The 26250-nt window shown below is 55.9% G+C and carries 25 protein-coding genes and 2 riboswitches; of the genes, 3 read left to right on the top strand and 22 right to left on the bottom strand.

Going from position 1 to position 26250, the window contains the following annotated elements; genetic code table 11:
* Positions 1–42: 42 nt before the first annotated feature.
* The 11 genes from panC to ccoN form a co-directional block, all read right to left on the bottom strand.
* Positions 43–912 (bottom strand): pantoate--beta-alanine ligase, encoded by an 870-nt coding sequence (panC, locus tag IT971_RS01470; protein WP_063093683.1) that lies wholly within the window; start codon positions 910–912, stop codon positions 43–45.
* A gap of 42 nt (positions 913–954) precedes the next feature.
* Positions 955–1803 carry a 3-methyl-2-oxobutanoate hydroxymethyltransferase gene (panB, locus tag IT971_RS01475; protein ID WP_007089121.1) on the bottom strand — a complete coding sequence of 283 codons (849 nt, stop codon included), beginning with the start codon at positions 1801–1803 and terminating at the stop codon, positions 955–957.
* Positions 1804–2015: 212 nt separating this feature from the next.
* Positions 2016–2714, bottom strand: a complete 699-nt coding sequence (locus tag IT971_RS01480; protein WP_007089120.1) for a cyclic nucleotide-binding domain-containing protein — start codon at positions 2712–2714, stop codon at positions 2016–2018.
* Between the two features lie 81 nt (positions 2715–2795).
* Positions 2796–2984, bottom strand: a complete 189-nt coding sequence (gene ccoS, locus IT971_RS01485; RefSeq protein ID WP_007089119.1) for a cbb3-type cytochrome oxidase assembly protein CcoS — start codon at positions 2982–2984, stop codon at positions 2796–2798.
* Complete coding sequence (locus IT971_RS01490) at positions 2981–5365, bottom strand: heavy metal translocating P-type ATPase (RefSeq protein ID WP_196871228.1); 2385 nt, start codon at positions 5363–5365, stop codon at positions 2981–2983. The genes ccoS and IT971_RS01490 overlap by 4 nt, the downstream gene beginning before the upstream one ends.
* A gap of 44 nt (positions 5366–5409) precedes the next feature.
* Positions 5410–5928, bottom strand: coding sequence for a FixH family protein (locus IT971_RS01495; protein ID WP_063093687.1), 519 nt, complete (start codon positions 5926–5928; stop codon positions 5410–5412).
* 59 nt (positions 5929–5987) lie between these two features.
* Positions 5988–7484: a cytochrome c oxidase accessory protein CcoG gene (ccoG, locus tag IT971_RS01500; protein WP_063093689.1), complete on the bottom strand. Its 1497-nt coding sequence runs from the start codon at positions 7482–7484 to the stop codon at positions 5988–5990.
* 231 nt (positions 7485–7715) lie between these two features.
* The gene (gene ccoP / locus IT971_RS01505; RefSeq protein ID WP_007089115.1) at positions 7716–8588 is read right to left on the bottom strand and encodes a cytochrome-c oxidase, cbb3-type subunit III; all 873 of its coding nucleotides are present in this window, start codon (positions 8586–8588) and stop codon (positions 7716–7718) included.
* A 15-nt stretch (positions 8589–8603) separates the two neighbouring features.
* A complete protein-coding gene (locus IT971_RS01510) occupies positions 8604–8765 on the bottom strand; it encodes a cbb3-type cytochrome c oxidase subunit 3 (protein WP_007089114.1) in 162 nt (53 codons plus the stop codon).
* A 16-nt stretch (positions 8766–8781) separates the two neighbouring features.
* A complete protein-coding gene (gene ccoO, locus IT971_RS01515) occupies positions 8782–9510 on the bottom strand; it encodes a cytochrome-c oxidase, cbb3-type subunit II (RefSeq protein ID WP_007089113.1) in 729 nt (242 codons plus the stop codon).
* Positions 9511–9524: 14 nt separating this feature from the next.
* Positions 9525–10982 carry a cytochrome-c oxidase, cbb3-type subunit I gene (gene ccoN / locus IT971_RS01520; protein WP_037990692.1) on the bottom strand — a complete coding sequence of 486 codons (1458 nt, stop codon included), beginning with the start codon at positions 10980–10982 and terminating at the stop codon, positions 9525–9527.
* Between the two features lie 474 nt (positions 10983–11456).
* Here ccoN and IT971_RS01525 point away from each other — a divergent pair, with 474 nt between their 5' ends.
* From IT971_RS01525 to pgk, 3 genes are all read left to right on the top strand, one after another.
* The gene (locus IT971_RS01525) at positions 11457–11900 is read left to right on the top strand and encodes a hypothetical protein (protein ID WP_051682292.1); all 444 of its coding nucleotides are present in this window, start codon (positions 11457–11459) and stop codon (positions 11898–11900) included.
* Positions 11901–11950: 50 nt separating this feature from the next.
* Complete coding sequence (gene dapF / locus IT971_RS01530; protein ID WP_063093691.1) at positions 11951–12796, top strand: diaminopimelate epimerase; 846 nt, start codon at positions 11951–11953, stop codon at positions 12794–12796.
* Positions 12797–12971: 175 nt separating this feature from the next.
* Positions 12972–14165 carry a phosphoglycerate kinase gene (gene pgk / locus IT971_RS01535; RefSeq protein ID WP_063093693.1) on the top strand — a complete coding sequence of 398 codons (1194 nt, stop codon included), beginning with the start codon at positions 12972–12974 and terminating at the stop codon, positions 14163–14165.
* A gap of 318 nt (positions 14166–14483) precedes the next feature.
* On the opposite strand, the gene IT971_RS01540 is transcribed toward pgk, so the two are convergent.
* The 11 genes from IT971_RS01540 to gpmI all read right to left on the bottom strand — a co-directional run bounded on the left by IT971_RS01540 (position 14484) and on the right by gpmI (position 25701).
* Positions 14484–14702, bottom strand: coding sequence for a hypothetical protein (locus IT971_RS01540; RefSeq protein ID WP_063093696.1), 219 nt, complete (start codon positions 14700–14702; stop codon positions 14484–14486).
* Between the two features lie 629 nt (positions 14703–15331).
* Positions 15332–16306 carry a squalene/phytoene synthase family protein gene (locus tag IT971_RS01545; protein WP_007089107.1) on the bottom strand — a complete coding sequence of 325 codons (975 nt, stop codon included), beginning with the start codon at positions 16304–16306 and terminating at the stop codon, positions 15332–15334.
* Positions 16307–16423: 117 nt separating this feature from the next.
* A complete protein-coding gene (locus IT971_RS01550; protein WP_139189998.1) occupies positions 16424–17122 on the bottom strand; it encodes a hypothetical protein in 699 nt (232 codons plus the stop codon).
* A gap of 82 nt (positions 17123–17204) precedes the next feature.
* The gene (locus tag IT971_RS01555) at positions 17205–18041 is read right to left on the bottom strand and encodes an alpha/beta fold hydrolase (RefSeq protein ID WP_063095359.1); all 837 of its coding nucleotides are present in this window, start codon (positions 18039–18041) and stop codon (positions 17205–17207) included.
* A 48-nt stretch (positions 18042–18089) separates the two neighbouring features.
* Positions 18090–18896: a methyltransferase domain-containing protein gene (locus IT971_RS01560; protein WP_007089104.1), complete on the bottom strand. Its 807-nt coding sequence runs from the start codon at positions 18894–18896 to the stop codon at positions 18090–18092.
* Between the two features lie 75 nt (positions 18897–18971).
* Positions 18972–19163 (bottom strand): hypothetical protein, encoded by a 192-nt coding sequence (locus tag IT971_RS01565; protein ID WP_007089103.1) that lies wholly within the window; start codon positions 19161–19163, stop codon positions 18972–18974.
* Between the two features lie 86 nt (positions 19164–19249).
* Positions 19250–19876: an RNA pyrophosphohydrolase gene (locus IT971_RS01570; RefSeq protein WP_082822597.1), complete on the bottom strand. Its 627-nt coding sequence runs from the start codon at positions 19874–19876 to the stop codon at positions 19250–19252.
* A gap of 39 nt (positions 19877–19915) precedes the next feature.
* Positions 19916–21379: a divergent polysaccharide deacetylase family protein gene (locus tag IT971_RS01575; RefSeq protein ID WP_063095357.1), complete on the bottom strand. Its 1464-nt coding sequence runs from the start codon at positions 21377–21379 to the stop codon at positions 19916–19918.
* A 101-nt stretch (positions 21380–21480) separates the two neighbouring features.
* Positions 21481–22785, bottom strand: a complete 1305-nt coding sequence (locus IT971_RS01580; RefSeq protein ID WP_196871103.1) for a S41 family peptidase — start codon at positions 22783–22785, stop codon at positions 21481–21483.
* Complete coding sequence (locus tag IT971_RS01585) at positions 22782–24131, bottom strand: murein hydrolase activator EnvC (RefSeq protein ID WP_223304975.1); 1350 nt, start codon at positions 24129–24131, stop codon at positions 22782–22784. The genes IT971_RS01580 and IT971_RS01585 overlap by 4 nt, the downstream gene beginning before the upstream one ends.
* Complete coding sequence (gpmI, locus tag IT971_RS01590; RefSeq protein ID WP_063095355.1) at positions 24109–25701, bottom strand: 2,3-bisphosphoglycerate-independent phosphoglycerate mutase; 1593 nt, start codon at positions 25699–25701, stop codon at positions 24109–24111. Before gpmI ends, IT971_RS01585 begins: the two co-directional genes overlap by 23 nt.
* A gap of 274 nt (positions 25702–25975) precedes the next feature.
* A riboswitch (glycine riboswitch) is annotated at positions 25976–26075 on the top strand.
* Between the two features lie 3 nt (positions 26076–26078).
* A riboswitch (glycine riboswitch) is annotated at positions 26079–26206 on the top strand.
* Positions 26207–26250 lie beyond the last annotated feature (44 nt).

The following is a 26250-nucleotide window of genomic DNA, read 5'->3' on the forward strand; positions in this document are numbered from 1 at the left end:
AATCGCATCGCAATCCGCGATTCATCGCGGCCAAGCCGCTGTTTAACCCGTGATGTTGATCGGGTCGATGGCGTGATTGTCGATCAGGCGGGCTTTGCCAAGATGGGCGGCGACAAAGACGCGGCTACTTTTGCGCACCCGGTCTTCGACCCGTTCAAGCGTGTCTGCGTCGCGGATTTCAAGGTAATCAATCGATTTGAAACCGGCGTTCAGAATATCTTCGCGTCCCTTGGCCAGAAGCGGGGCGATTTCAGCACCCCTTGCCGCGGCTTTGGTGATTTCGCCCAAAACCCGGTCAAGTGTCGGGGCAATCGCGCGTTCTTCCGGTGTCAGATAGCGGTTGCGCGATGACATCGCCAGACCGTCATCTTCGCGCAGGATCGGTGCGCCGATAATTTCGACCGGGATGTTCAGGTCGGTGGTGAAACGGCGGATGACCATCAGCTGCTGATAGTCTTTCTGGCCGAATATCGCGCAATCGGGCAGGGCTTGCAGCAGAAGTTTGGTGACGATCTGGGCAACGCCGTCGAAATGGCCGGGGCGGGAAGCACCGCACAGGACGTTGGTAAATGATCCATCGACGCTGACACGGGTGGCAAAGCCATCGGGATACATTTCTTCGACCGAGGGGGCAAAGCACAGCTCCACCCCGGCGGCATCGAGCATTTTCTGATCGTCTGGCAATGTACGGGGATAGGCACCGAAATCCTCGTTCGGGCCGAACTGCGTCGGATTGACGAAGATGCTGACAATGACGCGGTCGGCGTGATTGCGGACATGATCGGTCAGGCTGATATGACCGGCATGAAGAGCACCCATCGTCGGGACCAGTGCCACACGCAATCCTCGCGCGCGCCACCCGGCAACAACCGCGCGCAGTTCTGCAACGCTGTGAACGGTTTTAAGCGTCATGTTCGTCTTGTCGATCGTCTGTTGGGCAAAAAGGTGGCACCGTTATTTTACGGCGCGCAATTTGCCGGGTTTGGTCACGCCAAAGCAATGATCGTCGGTCGGGAACTGACGGTTCCGGACTTCGGTGGCATAGCTTTCAACCGCTTTGGAGACCTGATCGCCCAGATCGGCATAGCGTTTGACGAATTTCGGGGTGAAATCGGAAAACAGGCCAAGGATATCCTCGGTCACCAGCACCTGCCCGTCGCAGGCAACAGATGCACCGATGCCAATCGTCGGAATGTCGATTTCCGTGGTGATAAGCCGTGCAACGGCCTCGACCGTGCCTTCGACAACCACTGAAAATGCACCGGCTTTGGCCACGGCCTTGGCATCGGCAATCACCTTGGCAGCAGCTTCTTCGCCGCGGCCCTGGCTTTTGAAGCCGCCCATGGTGTTGACCTGCTGGGGCATCAGGCCGATATGGGCCATGACGGGAATGCCCCGCTGGCTGAGGAATTCGACGGTGTCAGCCAGTTCGGCACCACCTTCGAGTTTCACCCCCGCGCATCCGGTTTCGGCAAGAATGCGCGATGCCGTGCGAAAAGCCTGTTCTTTGGATTCCTGATAGCTGCCAAACGGCAGATCGACGATCACGCAGGCGTTGGAACTGCCGCGCATGACGGCCTTGCCGTGGTTGATCATCATGTCGACGGTGACGGCAAGCGTGCTTTCCATGCCGTAAACAACCATGCCCAGTGAATCCCCGACCAGCAGAAGATCGCAATGCGGGTCAAGGCGTTGCGCCATCGGCGTGGTATAGGCCGTCAGGCAGACAATCGGTTCTGCACCCTTGCGGGCGCGAATGGCAGGAACCGTGATGCGGCCCTGTTTTCTGGTGGTGGCACTCATGACGTTTCTCCCCCGGTGTTACCGGATTTGGCTGCCCGATCTGTGTCAGGCGTGCCGTCATGTTTACAATATGATGACCATTTGCGGGAACTGTTTTTTCGCAATCGCGAAACAGGCTTTTGGTCGAATAGCCTTTAACAGGAAGGGTTCCCTATTGTTGCCGCAGGATATTCCGTCCATTTCGGGATTTGTTGTGCAATTGCACAACGCAATCACAAACCTTCGGCAAGATCTTCAAGCATATCAATGCCGACGGCTTCGATATGGCGATTATCCTTAAGCGTGATCGTTGCTTCCTTGCGCAGCTGCGTCAGGGTGCGTGAAACCGTTTCGATGGTCAGGCCAAGGTAATCGGCGATGTCCGAGCGGCTCATCGGGACCTGGATCGTGTCGCTTTCCTCGCCGCGATGTTCCTGACGGCGGGCCAGCATCAAAAGGAAGGACGCAACCTTTTCCTTGGCCGTCTTGCGACCCAGCAGCAGCATCTGATCCTGTGCGGCGGCAAGTTCGTCAACCGCCATGCCCAGCATGCGTTTTTCAAGACGCGGGAATTCGTCAAACAGCTTTTCAAGCTTTTCGCGCGGGAAACGGCAGGCAGTTACCGGCTCGATTGCCTCGGCGGTGTAGCTGTATGTGGTGTTCAGCGCCAGACCAAGGAAATCACCAGGGAACAGGAAACCGGTGATCTGGCGGCGGCCGTCGCCCAGAAGTTTGTATAGTTTTACCGAACCCGACGTGACGTTAAACACGTAATCGGCATCTTCGGCTTCGTGGAAAATCGTGCTGTGCGGATCGAACTGAACATGGGTCAGCATCTGGCGCAAACGATCATGCTCCGTGCCCTGCAAAGAAGAGCAGAAGGTCAGGTCCTTGATTCCGCAGGCCTCACAAAGCTGGGAACGGACAGACATGGCAAACTCCGGAGCTACATGTACTTAAGATGTCAGATTGGAATTAATCTATGCGATCTGACTGCATCAGTTCAAGCGATACTAACGTTTGTCTCCGTTGTTTTTCGTATGGCTGTCCTGCGGTTGCTGTTCATCGTCATCAAAGAGGATGCGATTGGCGGCTCCTTCCATGTCATCGAACTGCCCCGATTTAAGCGACCACAGAAATGCTGCCAATCCGAGAAGCCCCAGAAACAGGGCGATTGGTATCAGAAGTAATAGGTTGCTCATACTGACGGCGCTCCTGCCTCTTGGGCATGTACGGGGAGGGCGGAAGGATCTTCGGCCCGCTGTTTGTCTGTTCCAGATCGCAGGCGCAATGCGTTGGCAATCACAATCAAAGAGGATGAAGACATCGCAATGGCGGCAATCAGTGGTGTGACCATACCCGATACCGCCAATGGAATCGTGATCAGGTTATAGGCAAATGACAGGGTGAAATTCTGTCGGACAAGCCGGTCGGATTTCCTGGCAACGTCGATGGCCTCGATCACGGCCGAAAGGCGGTCGCCCTGAAACACGATATCGGCGACATTCTGGCTGATTTCGGCTGCACTTGCAGGTGACATGGATGCATAAGCTGCGGCAAGGGCCGGCGCATCATTAATACCGTCACCGACCATCAGGTCACATTTGCCATTTTCGGCGCGACGGGCGATTTCGTTTGCCTTGTCCGCCGGTGAAAGCTGCGCCTTCCAATCGCGAATGCCCAGTGTTTCCGCAAGTCGAGCAACCGTCACGGCCCGGTCCCCCGATAGCAGCGATATGTCAAAACCACGCGAAGACAGGGTTTCGATGACCTGTTCGGCATCATGACGCGGGGCATCGCGGAAAACAAAACGGGTTGCGGCCCGGCCCGGTTCCTGCAACCACATTTCGGGGCCTGCAATGTGGCTGGACAGGTCGGCATTTTCTGCAATACCGCAAAATGCACGGCTGCCCAATCGGACCGTGCCGCCGGGCAATTCTGCTGAGAGTCCCTGGCCGGGATGTTCCGAAACATTGGCGATTGGCGTTACATTTCCGGCGGCCCGCACAAGGGCGCGCGACAGTGGGTGGGTGCTATTGGCCGCGATGGATGCGGCCAGTTCAAGCGCAGTGTCATCGTCCGGATTGGAGATCAATTCGGGCTTGCCGGTGGTCAATGTGCCGGTCTTATCAAAAATGACACCGCGAATACGGGTCAGTCTTTCAAGGGCCGTGGCTGATTTGACCAAGATACCAGCGCGCAACAGCCGTCCGGTCGCAATCACCTGAACAACCGGCACGGCAAGGGCAAGGGCACAGGGGCAGGTGATGATCAGAACGGCAATCGCATTCATCAGGGCATCCTGCCAGCCAATCCCGCCAATCAGCCACCAGCCGAGAAATGTCGTGCCCGAAAGAAGATGGACCACAGGGGCATAGGATTTGGCGACACGGTCGGCAAGGGCGACATATCGGGCGCGTCCCTGTTCGGCGTTTTCCATCAACCGGACAATTTCAGCCAGAAGCGTTGTTTGACCGGTCGCAGTAACGCGGATGCGCAACGGGGCCGATATATTGGTTGTTCCGGCGAAAACGGTTGTGCCTGGTTTGGCGGTGTTCGGGATGCTTTCCCCCGTTATCAGGCTGGTATCGATATCCGATTGACCATCAAGGATTTCACCATCAATGCCGATCCGCTCCCCCGCTGCCACCAGAACGATCATGCCCGGTTTGGCCTTGTCCGGTGCGATCAGTCGGCGGGTGCCATCGTCAGCCAGAACCGTGACCGAGCGCGCATTCAGCGATAGCAGATGTTCGGCGGCTGATCGGGCCTGACCACGGGCGCGGCTGTCAAGATATCGGCCAACCAGCAGGAAAAACAAAAGCGTTATGGCAGAATCGAAATAGGCATGGGGGCCGCCGCGCATGGTTTCAGCCAGGCTCATGCCAAGGGCAAGAATGACCCCCAGGCTGATCGGCACATCCATATTGACCCGGCGATTGCGGATCGCACCCCATGCGGAGCGGTAAAACGGCATTCCGGCATAGATGGCTGCCGGAAGGGCAATCAGGGCCGATATCCAATGGAAAAGATCGCGGGTTGCCCCGCCCATTCCCTGAAAATATCCGGCCCAGACAGAAACCGACAGCAGCATGACGTTGCCCGCGGCAAATCCGGCAACCGCCAGACAGCGCAGCAATTCGCTGTTGCGGGCCTGTGTTGCCTGTTCTAGCGCTGCGGGATCGAACGGGATCAGCCGGTATCCCATCTGCAGAACCGGTTTAACCAGTTCATCCACATCGGCAATGTCACCGTTCCATGTCAGCCGTAACCGGCGGGTAGTCATATTGACGCGCGCATGCAGGACAGACGGATTTTTTTGCAGCAGGGATTCGATCAGCCAGACACAGGCCGCACAATGTATGCCATCCACCATCAGGTTAAGATGATGAACGCCTTCGTCGTCAGTGCTGACAAGATCGGTGAAATTAACCGCAGCGATTTCATCGCTATCAGGGCGCAATGGCCGGGCTTTGGGATCGATGCTTCGGCGGCTGTAATAGGATTTAAGACCCAGATCGCCCAGAAGTTCAAACGCACCTGCACATCCCCGACAGCAAAAATCAGGCCCGACCGATGACATCGAGGTCACCGGATCTCCACAATGGCGGCAGGTGGTTTGGGGGGTCATGGTTTTACGACAACGGTCTCGACAGTCTGATAATCATCACCAAGGGCGTGCGCAATGGTCCGGATTTCCCAACGGCCATAAACCGGGAACGCGGCACTTGCCCGATATTCCCCGGGCGCGATTTCCGCCATTCGCACGGTCTGGTCAAGATCGTCACGGTCCGAACGCCGCAAAACGATTTCCATTTTGGCACCGCTGATCGGTTGGGAATCGCGATCCCGGAACAGGACAGTAACCGTCGCAGACTGATTGATCAGCCCCTCGACCGACAGTTTGCTGCGCCATCCCAATTCGGCCTGACGCTGCGCGCCCGACATTGCGGCGTTATAATTGTTGCCTTCTTCGAAGGCGTGTTTGGTGACAAGCCCGTTCCAGCTTGTCATTGAAAACGTGATCAGCGAGATGTTGGCGATCAGCATGATCGCGAAACCGCCAACAAAGTACCACGGGATCAGGCGATCCGATTTGCGCGGACCCTCAACAGAGGATGGTGAGGTTGTGGTCTGGGTCGTCATCTTTCTATCTCCTGTCCGGCGCAATAGGGTCGGTGGCCGGATCGTCAGGCGGGTGGCGGTTATTTAGGACCGGCAAACACGGTATCATAAGTTTCGCGAATATTGTCCTTTGGATCGGTCACGCTGAACTCGAACGGTGTGGCTTCGCCGTCCAGTGCTTCTGGATCGGCCGCAACAAAGACACGGAAACTGCCAACGCGGTCCGGGGCAACATCCAGGCTGAATGTGCCATCCTGGTTAGGTGTCAGACCGATAACCTGAAAATCGGTGGCAACAAGCCCTTCGATTGTAAGGATATAGGTTTTGGCAGCCTGTTCCTTGTTCAGGACCTTTAAGGTGTAGCCATTTCGGACATCACCATCGGACAGTCGGACGAATATCGGGTTGCGATCCCGCAAAACGTTGACTTCAAGTGTCGTGCGATTGAACAGGCCAAAGGCCATCACGCCTGCGACCAGCATCACGATGATCGAATAGAAAATGGTACGCGGCCGGACAATGCGGATTTTGGTCGCCTTGCCATGCGCACGCAACTGGCTGTTTTGCACCGAATCAAACCGGACCAGATCGCGCGGGAAGCCGACCTTGTCCATCATTTCGTTACACGCATCGATACACAGGCCACAGCCGATGCATTCCATCTGTAATCCGTTACGGATATCGATCCCCGTCGGGCAGACGTTAAAGCAGGCATAGCAATCAATGCAGTGGCCGACTTCCGGGACTTCGCCGCGGACAAGGTTCTTGCGCTTGATCGGACCACGCGGTTCGCCGCGCCAGCCTTCATAGGTGACGATCATCGACTCGTCATCAAGCATCGCCGATTGGAAACGCGGCCACGGGCACATATAGGTGCAAACCTGTTCGCGCGCCCACCCGGCCAGCAGATAGGTGGAAAAAGTCAGGAACGCGATGGTGACATAAACACCCAGTGACGCATCGCCGGTAAAGATATCGGCCATGACCGTCGGCGCATCGTGGAAATAAAGCACAAATGCACCGCCGGTTGCCGCGGCAATCACCAGCCATGAAAGATGGGTTGCGCCGATTTTCCAGATTTTTTCGAATGTCCAGGGCGATTTGTCCAGACGCATGCGCGCATTGCGATCCCCCTGGATATGACGTTCGACCAGCATGAAAAGATCGGTCCACACCGTTTGCGGACAGCCATAACCGCACCAGATACGGCCAAACAGCGACGTTGCCAGAAACAGACCGATCGCGGCAAGGATCAGAAGGCCGGTGATGTAATAGACTTCCTGCGGCCAGATCTCGATAAAGAAGAAATAGGCGCGGCCAAGATCCATGTCGATCAGCACGGCCTGATCCGGTGCCGAAGGTCCGCGGTCCCAGCGCAGCCAAGGCACAATCCAGTAAATGGCAAGCAGAGCGACCAGTGCAAACCATTTCAGGTTACGGAAACGGCCCGAGACCCGTTTCGGATAGACCTTGTCGCGGGTTTTATAAAGTGGCTGGTCGCGGTCATCTTCCGGCAGTGTATCGTTTTGCGGGATCGGATGTGCGGGATCGGGCTGTTGCAAATGGGGCATGGCCATTGTCGCTACCTGACTGTTGGGCCGCATCGCCGATAACTGCTCTCTTGTGGCTTTGGGGCCACCAGTTATCTGCATGGTGCACAACATGGCATGCGGCATGCCATGTCGGATTAGGATTATTCAAATTGCAGTGCCAACATACGAAAAACCCGCCGCACCCCACCATGACACAAATCAATTTTTGATCAGATCACAGTGTATAAAGGTGCGGCGGGCCGAAGATTTTAAAGGTTACTGACCGCCACCAAGCGAGTGGACATAAACCGTCAGCATCTTGATGGTTTCTTCGTCAAGACGACCACCCCATGCCGGCATGACGCCGCCACGCGAATTGGTCACGGTTTCGGTAATGGCCGCGGCATCACCACCATACAGCCAGATCGCATCCGTCAGGTTCGGTGCCCCCAATTCCTGAACACCCTTGGCGTCTTCGCCATGACAGGATGCGCAGTTATCAGCGAAGACTTCCATGCCGCGGGCTGCTGCGGCCTTGTCGGTTTCGCGTCCGTTAAAGGACAGGACATACTGAACAACATCATTGATGCCATCGCGTTCCAGTATCTCGTCACGACCAAAGGCAGGCATATCGTTGAAACGCGTATCATCATTGGCATCCCAGCGGATACCGACATGCAGCGTTTCATTGATGGTTTCAAGCGAACCACCCCACAGCCAGTCATCGTCCTGAAGGGATGGGAAGCCCGGGTTGCCCGAACCGCCCGTGCCATGACACGGTGCGCAGTTTTCTGCAAACACGGCCTTGCCACCTGCCATCGAGAAGTTCAGCAATTCGCTGTCATTAACGATTTCATCCAGATCCAGTGCTGCCAGACGCTCCATATACGGTGCGCGTTCGGCGGCAACATTGGCCATGGTTTCATGCAGTTGGGTCCGGTTGGTGGTTTCGAACATACCGGTAAGGTAGCTCGTTGCCGTCGGCCAGGACGGATAAACCACCCAATAGCCGACCGACCAGACGATTGTGGCCCAGAAAACATAGACCCACCAGGACGGCAGCGGTGTATTCAGCTCTTTGATGCCATCCCATTCATGACCGGTGGTTTCGTGACCCGAAACCTGGTCTTTTTCGACATGTGTCGACATAGCTCGGTTCTCCCCCTATTCCTCATCCCGAAACGGAATCCGGGCATGCTCTTCCATGTCTTTCCGGCGCTTTTTGCTGGGCCACATGACCCAGGCAATGATCGCCCCGAAAAGCAGCATCAGCCACAGACCCCACAAGGGTCGGAAAAAGTCAGCGAGTTGCGTAAAGAATTCCATGACGTTCCCCTTCGCCTTAGCGCAGGTTCAGTTGCGGGTTGTAGGTGGTGAAATCGACCATGCGACCCAAGACCTGCAGATACGCGACCAGCGCATCCATTTCGGTCAGTTTCGCGGGGTTTCCGTCAAAGTCACCGGTTGCCGCATTCGGATAACGTGCAAGGAGTTCATCGTAATCCTCGTCCGCCATCGCCTGCAGATACAGGTCGGCCTTGGCATTCTCGATCTGCTCGTCGGTATAAGGAACACCAACCATTTTAAGCGTTTCAAGATGGGCCTGGGCGTCATCGAACTTCAATTCGCGTTCCGCCAGGAACGGATAGCCCGGCATGATCGATTCCGGCACGACAGAGCGCGGATCTTTCAGGTGGGCAACATGCCAGTCGTTGGAATATTTGGCACCAACGCGGGCAAGGTCCGGTCCGGTACGTTTCGATCCCCACTGGAACGGATGGTCATACATCGATTCCGCGGCAAGGCTGTAATGGCCATAACGTTCGACCTCGTCACGGAACGGACGGATCTGCTGGGAATGACAGTTATAGCACCCTTCGCGGAGATAGATGTTGCGACCCGCCTGTTCGAGCGGTGAATAGGGACGGACCCCTTCGACCTTCTCGATGGTCTGTTCCATCGTGAACAACGGCACGATTTCGACGATACCACCGATGATGATGGTCAGGAAAATCCCGAGGATGAGAACAAAGACGTTCTTCTCAACAATGTGGTGTTTTTTCAGAAGCATTTTTCACATCCCCCTTATTCGGCTGCTACGGTAGCAGGTGTGCCGATCGGTGCTTCGCGACGCAGATCACCCTTGATCGTCTTGTAGACGTTCCAGACCATGATCAGCGATCCGAGCAGGAAGAGCAGGCCACCGGTTGCACGAATGATGTAGTAGGGGTGCATTGCCTCAACGGTTTCGATGAAGGAATACTGCAGGAAGCCAAGATCGTCGTAGGCACGCCACATCAGGCCCTGCATGATCCCCGAAACCCACATCGACGTGATGTAAAGAACGATACCGATGGTACCCAGCCAGAAGTGATAGGCAACCAGACGCATCGAATAGAGGCGTTCACGATGCCACAGGACCGGGATCAGGTGATAGATCGCACCGAAGGAAACGAAAGCCACCCAGCCAAGCGCGCCGGAATGAACATGTCCGATGGTCCAGTCGGTATAGTGCGACAGGCCGTTGACGGCCTTGATCGACATGACCGGGCCTTCGAAGGTCGACATGCCATAGAAACCGACGGCAGCAACCATGAAGCGCAGGACCGGGTCGGTACGCAGTTTGTCCCAGGCACCCGAAAGCGTCATCAGGCCGTTGATCATCCCGCCCCAGGACGGCATCCACAACATGATCGAGAAGGTCATGCCAAGGGTCTGCGCCCAGTCAGGAAGCGCCGTGTAGTGAAGGTGGTGCGGACCAGCCCAGATATAAAGGAAGATCAGCGCCCAGAAGTGAATGATCGACAGGCGATAGGAATAAACCGGACGTTCGGCCCGTTTCGGAATGAAATAGTACATCATCCCAAGGAAGCCAGCCGTCAGGAAGAAGCCCACCGCGTTATGGCCATACCACCACTGCGTCAGCGCATCCTGCACACCCGAGAACAGCGAGTAGGATTTGGTCCCCATGAAGGAAACCGGAATCGCCAGGTTGTTGCCCAGATGCAGCATTGCGATCGTCACGATGAAGGCCAGATAGAACCAGTTCGCAACATAGATATGCGGCTCATGACGTTTCAGCAGGGTTCCGACGAACATCGCCAGATACGCAACCCACACCACGGTGATCCAGATATCAACAAACCATTCCGGTTCGGCATATTCGCGACCCTGGGTAACCCCCATCACATAGCCGAGTGCGGCCATGACGATGAACAGCTGATAGCCCCAGAAAACGAACGCCGGAAGCGCCTTGCCGCCATAAAGCGGCGTGCGGCAGGTCCGTTGCACGACATAGAACGACGTTGCCAGAAGGGCGTTACCGCCAAAGGCAAAAATCACCGCCGAAGTATGCAACGGCCGCAGGCGACCGAAATTCAGAAATTCATTATCGAAATTAAGCGCCGGAAATGCGAGCTGCCAGGCGATGAAATCGCCCGCCAGAAATCCGACGACGCCCCAAAATACGGTCGCCAGTGCGCCCCAGCGCACAACGTCCATATTATAATTAACAGCAACTGGCGTTGATGCTGTCTGTGCCATGCTCCCCTGGCTCATGCTTGACTCCCGTTCAAGGTGTTCGGGTGAGTTGTCCCCAATCCGATCGGTCAACTCCATCAGTCCCGGCGGTGACCGGGTGCGACACATGTCATTCCCTTGCCACCTGCACCAAAAGCCCCACCGCTGCCGTGATGCGCTTTTGGCAGCATCACATGCAAAACGGACGAGGCTTTCGATTGTCAGGTGATTATGCGGGTTGAAGCCTTACGCGCCATTGATCCACGTCAATATTGGCTCGTAAAACCGCAGAACCCCTCAATCTCAAGACAAAGCTCGCCCGCATTGCGGGACAATTGATTGCTAAGCGTGTTTATGCGCGTTTGGGTCTGTAAAGGTGTTGATACAGGTCAAGGTCAACACGAAATCTTTGCGCCATGATTGCTGAAAATCGTGGGAAGAGTAGCAATCATGTCAACAACCTATCAGGCAAGACCCCTAACACATCACACGGCGGATATGACTTTTCCGCTCGTGCAGATGATGCAGACCGGTCTTACGTTTGAGCGCTGGCGTGAATTTGTTGCCGAATTCTGCACTGATCGCGCCAATAGCATGATCGGGGCCGGATGCGACGATATCCTGTGGCAACGCCCGCGTGGCATCATCGTGATCGCCAATGAACGGGGGTATATCCACGGTCTGTTTTCCTATCAGGTGCGTGACGACATGTCCGAGGGACTTGTCCTGCATGTCGACAACATCATGGCCGTAGAGATTGTTTCACGACCTTATGTGCTTGATGCGATGCGCGACGCGATGAACCGGCTGGTTCTGGATCATCATTGCGCGGCGGTTCATGTTTCGGTCGGTGAAATGGAAGAACGCCTGCGCGACTATTTCAGCGGGGCCGGCTTTGTGCCGCGCAAAATCCGTTATTGTGCCCCGGCTGCCCAGCACTGACGGCGCTGACTTTGGTGGACGATATCCGCTGACACCGTTATAAGGCGGTTATGAACGGTATTCCTTTTGTCAAAATGCATGGTCTGGGAAATGATTTCGTTGTCTTTGACGGACGACGCGATCCCGCCGTGCTTGATCTTGATAACGCAACTGCGGCCCGCATCGCCGACCGCAAAACCGGAGTCGGTTGTGATCAGCTGATCGTGATCGAACCCGCCCGCGATGATCTTGCCGATGCCTTCATGCGCATTCGCAACAATGACGGGGGCGAGGTCCAGGCCTGTGGCAATGCCACGCGCTGTGTGGCGAGCATCGTCATGGGCGAACTTGGCCGCAAGGATGTCATTATCCAGACCGTCGTCGGATTGCTTGATGCCAATGGTCTGGCCGATGGTCGTGTCACCGTCGATATGGGGCAGGTCAAGCTGGACTGGCGCGATATCCCGCTGGGTCAGGCGGTTGATACCAACCATATTCCGCTGTCCTTGGGCGGTTTGTCGGATGCGGTCGGTGTCAATGTCGGCAATCCGCATGCGGTGTTCTTTGTTGACGATGCCGAGTCGATTGATATCGAAAAGCTTGGCCCTGTCCTTGAACATCATGAAATGTTTCCCGAACGCGCCAATATTGAGGTTTGCAGCATCATTGGCGAAGACCGGATTCGCATGCGGGTCTGGGAACGTGGTGTGGGGGTGACGCGGGCCTGTGGCACGGGTGCCTGTGCGGTCGGTGTTGCCGCTGCGCGCCGCGGTTTGACGGGGCGGAAAACCGAAATCATTCTGGATGGTGGTCCGCTGACCATCGAATGGCTGCCCGACGATCATGTTCTGATGACCGGGCCGGTCGCGACCAGTTTCTCGGGCTTTTTGCACGGATCCCTTCTGGGACAGCATTGATTGAATTTCTGGTGCCGACCCGCGGTCACCCTGATGGGTCGGTATCGTTCTGAATGGTTTCCCCGGTTGCACAATGCCTGTTCGTCGGGCAAAAGGGCGCAAACGGGTTCTTCGTTCAACCCATGTCGGGACGCCCCCTCCCGTCTTCTGTGAAACTCAAAAGCAGGTTCAGATAATGGCTGACTTCAATACGCTTGACGGTGTCAATGTCGCTGGCAAGCGCGTTTTGCTGCGCGCTGATCTTAACGTTCCAATGAAAGACGGCGTTGTGGGTGATACCACCCGCATCGAACGGACGGTTCCGGGGTTGATCGAACTGGCGGATGCCGGTGCGAAACTTGTCGTGATCACCCATTTTGGCCGTCCCAAGGGCGAACGCATTGCCGAAATGTCGCTTAAACCGGTTGCCGATGCGCTTGCCAAGCAGCTTGGTCGTCCGGTGAAATTCGCCGATGATTGCATTGGTGCGGCCGCAGCAGACGTCGTGAACAGCCTTAAGGACGGTGAAATCGCGGTTCTGGAAAACCTTCGTTACCACGCCGCAGAGGAAAAGAACGATCCGGCCTTTGTCGCCGAACTGGCAAAGCTTGGCGACATTTACGTCAATGATGCGTTTTCGTGCGCGCACCGTGCCCATGCCTCGACCGAGGGGCTGGCCCACAAACTTCCGGCCTATGCCGGTCGTCTGATGCAGGCCGAACTTGAAGCCCTTGGCAATGCGCTTGAAGCGCCGAAACATCCGGTGATGGCTATCGTCGGCGGTGCCAAGATTTCAACCAAGCTCGATTTGCTTGGCAATCTGGTTGCCAAGGTCGATCAGCTGGTGATCGGCGGCGGCATGGCCAATACCTTCCTTGCGGCCAAGGGTGTCAATGTTGGTAAATCGCTGTGCGAACATGACCTTCTGGCAACGGCGCGCGAAATTTTTGCCAAGGCCGAAGCCGCCAATTGCGAAATCGTTCTGCCGGTCGATGGTCTGGTCGCCAAGGAATTCAAAGCGCATGCCGATCACACCGTATCTGACATCAACGATGTCGATGCCGATGGCATGATCCTTGATGCCGGGCCGAAAACCATTGTCGATCTGAACAAACGTCTCGAGTCCTGTGAAACGCTGGTCTGGAACGGTCCGCTGGGTGCGTTTGAAATCGCACCGTTCGATACGGCAACCGTTTCCGTCGCCCGGCAGGCGGCAAAACTGACCAAGGCCGGTAAACTTCTGTCGGTCGCGGGTGGTGGCGATACGGTTGCGGCCCTGCGTCACGCCGATGCCGATCAGGATTTCTCCTATGTCTCAACTGCGGGCGGTGCCTTCCTTGAATGGCTTGAAGGCAAGGAATTGCCGGGCGTTGCAGCCCTGCGTGGCTGATCCGCAAACTGCTGATTGTTAAATGCAAGACCCCGCCAATCGGCGGGGTCTTGCTGCTGACAAAGCATTCCCAATCATCCGAAATAAACCACGACGGCGGGAATCCCGTCTCTTTCAATGGGCCATGGATTCCGGGTCTGCACTCCGCTTAGCCCGGCATGACGATTTTGATCAACCGCCAAGCCACTCCAGCTCAAACCAAGCCAACCACCCCCGCTGCCCCCGGCATCGCCAAACGCCACCGACCGGACGGACCACACCCCGGACCCTGCTGTCCCGAACAAACACCCGCCGCCCTCGGTTGCCCCAAAACGCACCTCACCCCAAGGGCAACAGCGTTGCTGCATGGCAGGCACACGTCCCGCCCATGATGACCGACCTTTCGGCATCTCCAAACGGATCCATCGGCCCGCTGGCAACCGATCCTGCCAGCCGATCCCCACCAGCCAATCCCCGCCAGCCAATCCCGGCAACCCGGCCAGCCGACCCCGTGCCGATCCAATCCGGGCGCAATTCGGGCCCGCTGATTCTCGGCATTGTCACGCTTCACCGACCGGACTAGCCCCGGACTGAACTGGACCGAACCAAATTGGCCCCGGCTCTCGCTGCCCCGTTCAAACGCCCTTGCCCCAAGGGCACAACTCTCCCGTCATGATAAACCACAGTTTTTCGCAAATATCCGACGGCCTTACGGCCTGATCGCACCACCGCCGTAATGGCTTTTCCATGCGCCATGAACGTCCTTTTGGCGATACCGCACCCGCCATTTCATCCCGTCAGATGGCTGCCCTGTCATCGTCTCATTCCTGTTTTTGCCGCCCGAAACGCAAAAAACCCGCAAAAGCGAATCACGCTTTGCGGGTTTTGTCTCCGGACCCATTTGTCCTGTTGACTTTATCTTTATGCCACAACATAAAGAACAAATCAAGAACTTTTTCCAAAAACCCGGAAAAAGTTCCCGGAAAAAGCTCAGCACGGCAAGAAAGGTATATTTTTTAATACCTTGGGTAAGACCATCTTACTCCGCCGCATCGACTTTCAGAACGCCGCGACGGATCTGGTCTTCTTCGATCTGGCTTTGGTCATCGGTTGATTCGTTCAGCGGAATATGGATTTTGCCGCACGCGATGTGATCGCCAGGGCCCCGCCAATCGGCGGGGTCTTTGCTATCCGGGAAGGCTGTTGTTGGCGGTTTGCGCGATGATTGTGTCGCGGTCCTTCAGGAATGCCGCATATCCGTTATCCATCATCGCACTGGCCAGTTCGATATAGACGGCAAACAGGCGTGACAGGGTGTCGGTTTCTTCCGCATCAAGGATCGCCAGAAGTTCAGCCGACCGGGCCTGCCCGGTTTCAAAATGTTCCCACGCGCGTTCCAGCAGAATGGTGCCCAGGCGGTCCAGTTCGTCATATTTCTTCTGCCCGATGGCGTTGCGGATTTCGCCAAGCGTGATATCGGCGGCAATCAGGATTTCGGCTGGTATCGTCACCAGCCTGTCCGGGCCTTTGATATCGTCTGGAAGGTCGCGCAGGATATGCACCACGTAACAGAAAATCGCCATGTCGCGCGCATGATAAAGCGGTGGGTTGGTCAGGGGGGATGTATATCCGATTTCGTTATCGAATCGTGCCGATAGCAGATAAACAAAAATTGATGCCGGGGCGGCGGTTGCCCCCTCGCAATAGGCGATGAAATCGTCCCATTCATCCATCGGGTCTTCGGCAACATCGCGGCGCAATGCATCGGCCAGATCAACCCACGGATCAACTTCCAGGTCGCTTCGGCCCAAAGTCAGACGCAGGGCATCAAATACCTGCTGGCTGAGCGGGCCGCTTTCGGGATGGGGGTTATCGGCATCGATCTTGGCAGCCTGGATTTGCTGCTGCCAGTGATCAATTGCAATCAGGGTGTCTTCGCGGGCATAGTCGCGTTCATGATCGGTCAGTTCAAGGAACCCGTCATCGACAATATCGTCGATCACCCGCATCGATGCATAGGCCGCCAGAAAGAAACGCTGCCGCTCCGGGCCAAGGCGCATGGCCGCACGGTAAAGATTGGCATTTTTTGCCGCGGCAAGGTCGTTGCAGGCGGAAAAGGCATCGGCATTCGGCCCGTCTATCGGTGCTGGCATTCTTGTCATGCGGCGTTTCGTCTTTTCCTGATGATCCTTCTAGGAGTCATACAGCCTCGTTCGGGCAGGCAAAAGGGGAATTGAGCATTTCGTAAAAGATCACGGCCAAATTAAGGGGGCCTGATCCTAGAATTCCAGGCGATATCCGGCTGTCAGACCCAGCATCGCGTCAAAGCGATCAAGCGCACCGGTATTCGGATCAGGGGCAAGATCACTGGTCAATCGACCATGTAACCCGATCCAGATATCCTGAAACGGCATATAGGACAGGCTGGCGGCAATGCCCGCATCATCCGTGCCCGAAGGGTTGCCGGGATTGCCCGAAAAGTTATGGCGGTAAAAGCCACCGGGGTGGTGCGTGGGGGTGACATCAAAATCATTGCGTTGGTCGGTGCCAATGCTTTGCCCGATCGGGCCATTCAGTTCGAAAACCGGGCCAAAGGCAAAGCCCAGATCCGGGCGTGGGGCGTAGCCAATTCCGAACTGGGCCGCAATGCCGTTGTTTGTCGTTGGCTGGCTGTCGATTTCAAACCACAGAAGCGATGGGTCACTTTCCCCATCGGTGGATGGATTGTTCAGGACAATGCCGTGATTTCGACGAGGGGCGAAATAATTGCTCATCCCGCCAGGCAGCGCGGGGGGCAGTATTCCGGGGACCAGTGAATTTGGCGAACTGTCAGTCTGGGGCATGCCAATTGTCACACCGGTTTCATCTGGCGTGGCGGGCTGGATCGACTGGGCACGGGCCGCGTACGAAAAACCGCCCGTTGTCGCGGCAACGGCAAGAATCGCAACAGACCACGCAATTGGACTTGATACATGCATATCTCGTGTTCCGACAACCTGATCGCAACTGGTGCACATCCCCTTGTGCAAACAAATTCTGGATGTTTCCGGCCCCGGTTTGTCAGTCGGCAAGGAACGCCTTGATGGCTTTTATCTGTTCCTCGTCATTCAAATGGGGTGCATGTCCGCAATTTGCTACAGTTAAAATCGGCATTTCCGGTTTTTGTTCCCGCATTTTTTCGACAATGGCGGGGGGAATCAGATCAGATTTCGCACCGCTGATCAGCATCACCGGACAAGAAATAGCGTTGAATTGATCCCATGCATCAAAAGAATCAATATGTTCGGCAAAGACGCGCATGACTTCGGGATCATAATGCATCATGAAATTTCCGTTCGGCAGACGTCGCACCGAGCGCGCGGAAATAAATGACCAGGTGGCTTCGTCGGTGATGCCAAACGGCGCATAGATCAGTTTGACGATTTCTTCGACATCATGGATCGTTTCAAATTCGGGGGTGGCCCCGACATAGGATTTGATCCGTGCGACTGCCGCAGTGTCAAGTTCCGGTCCGATGTCATTTAAAACCAGCTTTTCGATCCATCCGGCGGCTTCGGCGGTCATGGCAAGCCCGATCAACCCGCCCATTGACGTTCCGATCCACTTGCAGCTTGAAATCCTGAAATGTTCAAGCATTTCGAAGGTCTGTGCGACATAGAAGGGCAGGGTATATTCCCGGTCGGGATTCTTGGCCCATCCCGAAAGCCCGCGGCCGATCATGGACGGGCACAGGACAAAATACGTATCAGTGAAATGCGGCGCGACATGATCAAAATCATCGGCCAGTCGCGCCAGACCGTGGCTCATGACAAGGGCCGGTTTTTGGGGATCGCCCCACGTCCTGACATGAACTTCATAGCCGCAACAGGGAATAAAATGGTCACGAAAGGCGGGCATGGGGTGCTCCGTTTGTAATGCCCGCCAATAGAGACTTTAGCGTCGAATTTATGCGTCGCGTTTGCGGGCGATCATGAATAACCGGTTGAATGGAAACAGTGTGACGCCATCATCACGCGGCGGATAGACCTGTTTCAAGCGGGTTTTGTATTTTTCACAAAATGCGGCGCGCGCATCATCATCGGGCAGGGCGGCAAGAACCGGGCGCAAGGCGGTCGATGATGTCCAGTCGAAAACGGGGTCTTCCCCATGCAGGACATGGCAATACTGGGTCTGCCAAAGGTCAATGGCATCGCAATCGGCGGACAGGACATCAAAATAGTCGCCCGGTCGCATGATCCGTATTTGCTGGGTCGCCCCGGCAACCGCATCGCGCCATTCAATTCCGGCTTCGCCAATCAACTGATGACTGGGTGCCAGGAAATTGTTCGGCACCTGAATGGCCAACAGTCCGCCGGGACGCAAAAACCGTGTCAGGCGGGGGAACAGTTTGGCATGTTCGGGAATCCATTGCAGGGCGGCATTGGAAAACAGGATATCAACCGGGCTATCCGGTTCCCATTGCGCGATATCGGCCTGTTGCCATTCGATATTCTCGTCGCGCTTGGCGGCTGTTTCCAACATTTCTGCCGAAGAATCGATCCCGACAATCTGGACATCGGGATTTTCCGGTGTGCGATACGCCTGATCAAGCAACGCGGTGATGGATCCGGGCCCGCAGCCAAGATCGACAATGTGACGTGGCAAAAAGCCATCCGCCGGTTTGGGCAGACGGGCAATCAGGTCTTTTGCCGGGCGACGACGTTCATCGCCAAAAAGACCGTAACGAACAGGATCCCAGTGTGTATTGCTCATACTCTGATCCATAACGTGCCCGGTCCCGAAAGAAAACCTCAAAGGCGATATCTACCGATATCTCGGCGGCAGACCTTATTTATGCCCGTCTTTTTCCAGCTGGTCATAATGTCCCTTGATCAGTGCGAACATGAACAGCACCGCACCAAAGAACAATGCCAGGCCCACAAAATAGGAATATCCATCATGTGATCCCGAAGCATAGAACAGGCCGAAAATCCCCACCACAATCGTCAGGACACCGAAGATCAAGCGATCCGCACCCATCTTAGAACTCCTCTAAACTTCTGATGTATCTTGATTTTCTGCAATCTATCGATTTGAGCGTATTGATCAAGAAATAACGTGGCGTCTTATGCCGTCCCCAAATTTCGAATTCTTTGAGGTACATCACGAAAGATTTCGACAAGTTGCAAATAAACCGGTCTTTTGAACGGGACAATCAGATCGGGCAAAGTTCCGAAATCGGTCCAGCGCCATGCATCAAATTCAGGATGGGGAACATCAATTTTGATATGTTTTTCCTTGCCCGTAAAGTGCATGGCAAACCATTTCTGTTTCTGGCCGCGATACTTGCCACCAAATGCCTTGCCAATCAGGTGATCGGGTAAATCATAGGTCAGCCAGTCGGGTGTTTCGGCAACGATTTCCGCCTTGTCGGTGCCGATTTCTTCGGACAATTCGCGAAGCGCTGCCTGTTCGGCGGTTTCGCCATCATCTATCCCGCCCTGTGGCAATTGCCATGCGCCTTCAAACCCGATCCGGTTGCCGATCCAGACCTGTCCCTCATCGTTGAAAAGCGCGATCCCGACACAGGGGCGATAAGGCAGGTCTTCTGCGGTCAGCGTTGATTTGTCCGTGCTGCCGGTTTTTATCTTCTGATCCCCGGCCTTCTGATCCCCGGCCTTCTGATCCCCGGCCTTCTGATCATCGTCGGCTTTGGCTGCCTTCTTTGATTTGCCGCCCGATTTCTTCGCCATCAATACCCCCCTGACAAACCGCATACGGTGGCGGTGTCATCAATTTTCGATTGTTTCACTTTCGCCGTCACCAGTATCGGACGGGGCGGCATCCTTTTGGGCGCGTTCCTCGGCCAGTGCGGCGTCACGCCGGGCGGCTTCCGCCTCGTCCGCAGACTGCGGTGTGACCTGCAATTTTGCAAGCGCCGAAACCGGTGCAAGCTGAACGCCCTGGCGGGCAAGTCGTGACGACCAGTTCCGAAGGCGCTGTATGGTCACCGGATAGGATTGCGCAATTCCGACGGCAACGCCGTTGCTTTTTGCCAGCTCGACCAGATCGTTAAGCCGGGCGTCGATTTGTCGGCGACTTGGAATTTCGTCGATCATGATGTTGCCAACGGCATTCGGACTATCGGCATTCGATGCCAATTGCGCGCCAAGGCTCACGGACCCGGAATTGGTACCTTCAACATACATAAGACCGGTCCGGTCGACGAATTCGATCACCGGACGGATGGCGCTATCGAGGCTTCCGAACTTCGACCCAAGATAACTGACGACACCCGCGTAGCCCGGGAACCGTGCGAGCAACCATTCAAGTCGCACAAGGTTTTCCCCTTCCGGCAGGCTGGTCAAAAGCGCGCGCGGACCGGGATCAGATAGCGGGAAGTCGATCGGCTCCATCGGCAACTGCAAGAATATCTCGTGGCCCATGGCGCGCGCATCGGAGGCGACCTGTTGCAGATTGTTGGCATAGGGCGAAAGCGCCAGCGAAATGTTCAGTGGCAAATCTTCGATTGCCGCCTTCGTTCTGGTGCTGTTCAGGCCTATACCGGTCACGATGATCGCGACATAGGGCTGGCCTTCAACCCGTTCGAAGGGCCGTTTATAGGCATCAAACGGCGTCGTGCCATCATCGGCAATCCGCGGAATACGACCGAAACTGCCTTCTTCATCCAGACCAGGAAGCGGAGCCGGGCGCAGGGGATCGGGTTCTATCGGCTGATCAAGTGCGCCTTCTTCGGCAAGGGCGGCGAGTTCTTCCGGGGTTGGTGTTGTCGTGCCATCCACTGCGCCCTCCTGACCGGGGGTGCCAACCAGATCTGAAACGCCTTCAAGCTGTCTGGCGATGTCTTCGGCACTTTGCGGATTGTTGGGATCACTAGCGGCTTTGGCCAGTGCTTCCTGCTCGGCGCGCGTGCGTTCTTCGACGTCGCGCACACCTTTGGCGATTTCTTCCTGAAGCTCGCGTTCGGTCCCGGGAACGGCGACGATGGTTTTGGGTGATCCTAGATGAAACAGCCGCCAGCCGGTTTCAGGATCAAGGATCGGGATAAGTCCGACACCCGCCGCGGCAATCGGGCTTAAAAACAGCGCAATGATCAGGAGTTTTGACAGCCACCAGCGCCGTGATGGCGGATGCTTGGGCAGACGTTCCCATTGAACCTCGATTGGCAGCTCGTTAAAGGGAAGATCCTCGTCCGACAGAGCGTCTGAAACATCATCTGTTTCAGGATTGCCCATGTCATCAAGAGGATCCCGTTCCTTCTTTCGGCCAAACCGTAAGGATTTTATGAGTTTCCTGATCACGAAAGGTCAGTCTCTTTCGGTCTGCGGATCGCACCTCACCCTTGCGGGCGGGGTGCGAACAGGGCGATGCCCCGGATCATATCAAGTGCACGGGACAGCTGATAATCTTCCAGCGCTATTTCCTCGGCAGCATTGCGGCGATCATTGGCATCGCTTTCGGCGTTGCTGATGGTTTCATCCTCGTTGCGCAATGCACCATTCAGATCGGCTTCGGATCGGCGCTGGGCGGCTTCGATGCTTTCGACACGGGCCTGCGGGACGATGATGTCAGGCACGATGCCGACTTCCTGGATCGATTTGCCCGACGGCGTGTAATAGCGTGCCGTGGTCAGACGCAGTGCCACATTGCCGGGCATCGGAAGGATTGTCTGAACCGATCCCTTGCCGAAACTGCGTGTTCCCATGATGACCGCGCGGCGGTGATCCTGAAGGGCACCGGCAACGATTTCGGATGCGGATGCCGAACCGTCATTGATCAGAACGATCATGGGAAGTCCGTCGGCAAGATCGCCCGGACGGGCATTGTAACGTTCGGTATTTTCGGTATCGCGCGGGCGGGTTGATACGATTTCACCCTTATCAAGGAATGCGTCCGAAACCGAAATCGCCTGATCGAGCAAACCACCAGGATTGTTGCGCATGTCAATCACAAGGCCCTTGATTTCCGGGCCGATCTGATCGCGCAACTCGGTGAGCGCACGTTGCAGGCCGCTAAAGGTCTGCTCGTTGAATTTGGTGATACGGATATATCCGACATCATCCTTTGCTTCGGATCTAACCGACTGGATCTTGATCACGGCCCGGGTCAGGGTGACATCAAACGGTGCGGTTTCACCCTTGCGCATGATGGTCAGGATAATGTCCGTATTGACCTTGCCGCGCATCATTTCAACCGCTTCGTTCAGGCCAAGACCACGGATCGGTTTGCCATCGATATGGGTGATGAAGTCACCAGGTTGCAAACCGGCCTTTTCGGCGGGCGTGTCATAAATCGGGGAAATGACTTTGACAAAGCCTTCTTCCATCGTGACTTCGATACCAAGCCCGCCGAACTCGCCGCGGGTATCGACCTGCATTTCCTCGAAATTATCCATATTCAGATAGGAGGAATGCGGATCAAGCGATGTCAGCATGCCGTTGATGGCTGCTTCGATCAGCTGCTTGTCATCTACTTCTTCGACATATTTCGATTTCACCTGTTCAAACACATCGCCAAACAGGTTCAGCAGCCGATAGGTTTCGGCTGATGTTGTTGGTGAAGATTGCGCCAGCGCGGGCGAAGCAAGGCCCAAAGTCATGCCGGTAGCGAGTGCGAATACTGCCAATCGAGAGGTTTTCATCCACTTACCTTGCCGTTTTTCGAGGCCAGCCAGGGAAGCGGATTGATCGCTTCACCGTCATGGCGCATCTCCAGATAGAGTTTAGGCGATAATTCACCCATTATTCCAACAGGTTCACCCGCCAACAGATATTGTCCTACCACACTGTCGAGCCGATCAAAACCAGCGATAAGGCTATGGTATCCTTCGCCGTGTTCGATAATCAAGAGGCGGCCATAGCCACGGAAGGGCCCGGCGAATACAACTTTGCCGTCAAAGGGCGATACGACCTGCGCGTTTGGGCGTGTGTCGATCTCGATCCCTTTGGAATGTGTAACCGCCAGTCCGTCCGGTCCGCGGGACCGTTCACCAAACAATGTAACGACCTTTCCGCTTGCGGGCATACGCAATTGTCCGTGTGCCAGCGTGATCGAACTGCCGACAGAAAGCTCTTCATCATTTGCCGATGGTGCCTTGCTGGCAGGGGCTGTTTTTTCCGCAGGGGTGGCGGGCGGCTCGTTTCTGGCAATTGTCGATGGGGCCGGGGCCGGTTTGGGTTCTGTGCGCTTGGCGATCTGGCGTTCCGGTTTCATGCGGGGTTCGGGAACGCCTTCCGCCCGCTTTTTCAGGCTTTCCAGAAGATCGCCCAATGATTTTGCCTCGGTCGCCAGTTCATTGACGGCGCGCGATGCCATTTTGGCCTCGGCCTCGGTTTCCGAACGCAGTTTGCGCTTTTCGTTAAGCAGGGCGGCCAGTGACTGGCGCTCTGCCTGTAATTCTTTGGTGGCGGCTGCCATTTCGCTGCGGCGCGTTCGGATGTCTTCGCGAAGGGTGCCAATTTCTTCAAGCTCGGCGCGCAAATCGCGCGCATGCTGTTCAACACCGGGTAGGGCGGCCTTTAACAGGATGGCTGACCGCAATGTATCCTGCGGGCTGGTCGGAAGGGCGATCACAGCTTCGGGCGGGGTGGTCGACAAACGCTGCAAGGCCATAAGGATGCGGGCATATTGCCCGGCTTTGTCTTCAAGGCTGGTGGCGGCCCGCTTTTCGCGCACTTCAAGTTCGGCAAGCTGATCTTCAAGATCGGTCAGGGTTGTTTCAAGGCGCTGGGCGCGTCTGGCGACCGAAATGGCTTCGGATTGAAGCGCCTGTTCCTCGGTCCAGAGTTCGCGCGATTTGCGCGCCAGGAATTCTTCCTGCTTTTGCTGCTCTGACAACTGGCTTTCAAGTTTATCAAGCTGACTGTCGACCTTGCGTAGCGACTGGGCAAAAGACGGCGTTGCCCCGCCCGCGATCATGGCTGCAATCACAGCCAGCGCAGGCAGGGCGGTCTTGGAACGCAGATCAGTTCGCAAGAAGCGCATCATTCCCTTTCAAACCCTTGATCAACGGTTTGCCGGTCATTTCCGCCGGTTGCGGTAGCCCGAGAAGCTGCAACAAAGTCGGTGCCACGTCGGCCAGGCGACCATTTTCCAGTGTCGCGCCTTCGGGTCCATTCACCAGAATGGTCGGCACCAGATTAAGCGTATGCGCGGTGTGCGGCTCGCCGGTTTCCGGATCCACCATCATCTCACAGTTCCCGTGATCGGCGGTAACGAACATCACGCCGCCCACCGATTTAACCGCATCAACAACCTGCCCAAGGCAGGTATCGACCGCTTCGGCGGCCTTCATCGCGGCGGACAAAATGCCGCTATGGCCGACCATGTCGGGGTTGGCAAAGTTCAGAATGATCGCGTCATAGGTTTCAGCCCTGATCGCTGCCACCAGCTTTTCAGTCACTTCCGGGGCCGACATTTCCGGCTGCAAATCATAGGTCGCGACCTTGGGCGATGGCACCAGAATACGGTCTTCGCCCTCGAAAACCTGTTCTTCGCCGCCGTTAAAGAAGAAGGACACATGCGGATATTTTTCGGTTTCCGCGATGCGCAACTGCTTCATGCCAGCCCTGGAAACGACTTCACCAAAGATATTTGGCAACACCTGCGGCGGATAGATCGCATCCATATATTTTGCATGGTCGGATGAATATTCAACCATACCGGCCTGCACGGCAAATCTGATCGGGGTGCCACGGTCAAACCCGTCAAAGTCCGGTGCGCAGATCGCGGCCAGAATTTCACGCGCGCGGTCGGCCCGGAAATTGGTCATCAAAAGTCCGTCGCCGTCTTTCATGCCGGCATAATCGCCAATCACGGTCGGCAGAACGAATTCATCCGTGGTGTCGGCATCATAGGCTGCCCTGATTGCGCCTTCGGCACTTTCAGCGGTGCGGCCATCGGCGTAATTCTTGCCCTTTACCATCGTGAAATAGGCCTGGCTGACGCGTTCCCAGCGATTGTCGCGGTCCATCGCGTAATAGCGCCCGGTGACGGTCACGATTTCAACATTGGCATCACCAATCTGTGCGCGGAATTTTTCAAGGAATTTGGCGGCACTTTTGGGGGCGGTATCGCGGCCATCCAGATAGGCATGGATTTTTACCGGCACACCGGCCGATGCGATGATTTTGGCAAGGGCCGCCATATGGGCCTGATGGGAATGCACCCCGCCTTCGGACAGAAGCCCCGCGATATGACAGACACCCCCGCTTTCTTTCAGCTTGGCGATAACCTTTTTGACGGTATCGGTATCGGCGATCGAACCGGTTTTGACAGCCTCGTCAATTTTTGGCAGTTCCTGCATCACAACCCGGCCGGCACCAAGATTCATATGGCCGACTTCGGAATTGCCCATCTGCCCTTCGGGCAGGCCGACATCAAGACCGCAGGCTTTCAGAAAGCCGGTCGGATTGTTGGCATAAAGCGCGTCCCAAACAGGGGTGTTGGCCAATGCAACCGCATTGTCCTTGCTTTCCTCGCGATAACCCCAGCCATCCAGAATGCACAGCACCACCGGACGCGGGCGCTTTACGGTATTTGATACAGTCACAATCATAATCCCACGAAGTAAAGTACACGAAATAAGGTAAAAGGCTGAATTACCGGTAAAGATGGTTATTTTCCGGTAATTTTGCCATCCGTACAAAGACGCCGGGCGCGGTGGGTCCGCCATCAGACGCTGCCAATCATAGCATTTTCAACGCGCAATCTATCATGAATGCCGGTATTGAACAGCCTTCCGACCGGGTATTTTTTGTGCGCTTGCAAAGTCGCTTTTTGACAAGGATCATCACCTGCCTGTAATCTCGGGCGTTACGGTGATACCTCGAATAACCGCGATGGGAGAGCCCGCTTTGATCCCGCGATCAGATCGGCGCCGAAGGAGCAATAGCCCCGAAAACTCTCAGGCAGATGGACCGTTGCGGATTGAGGCTCTGGAGAGAGAAAGCGGTACGGGGCCAATGCCCGGCACCATATTTCCACCGAAGGATGAAGCCATGGCGTCAAAGACTTCTTTGTTTTTGGCAACAGGGCGCACAATCTCAGGTCAAGGGACAGAGGGGGCAAGACACCGGTTCTATAACGTCATGTGGCATTGATCCGC

This window comes from Thalassospira sp. B30-1, assembly GCF_015767575.1.
GTDB classification, from domain to species: Bacteria; Pseudomonadota; Alphaproteobacteria; order Rhodospirillales; family Thalassospiraceae; genus Thalassospira; species Thalassospira xiamenensis.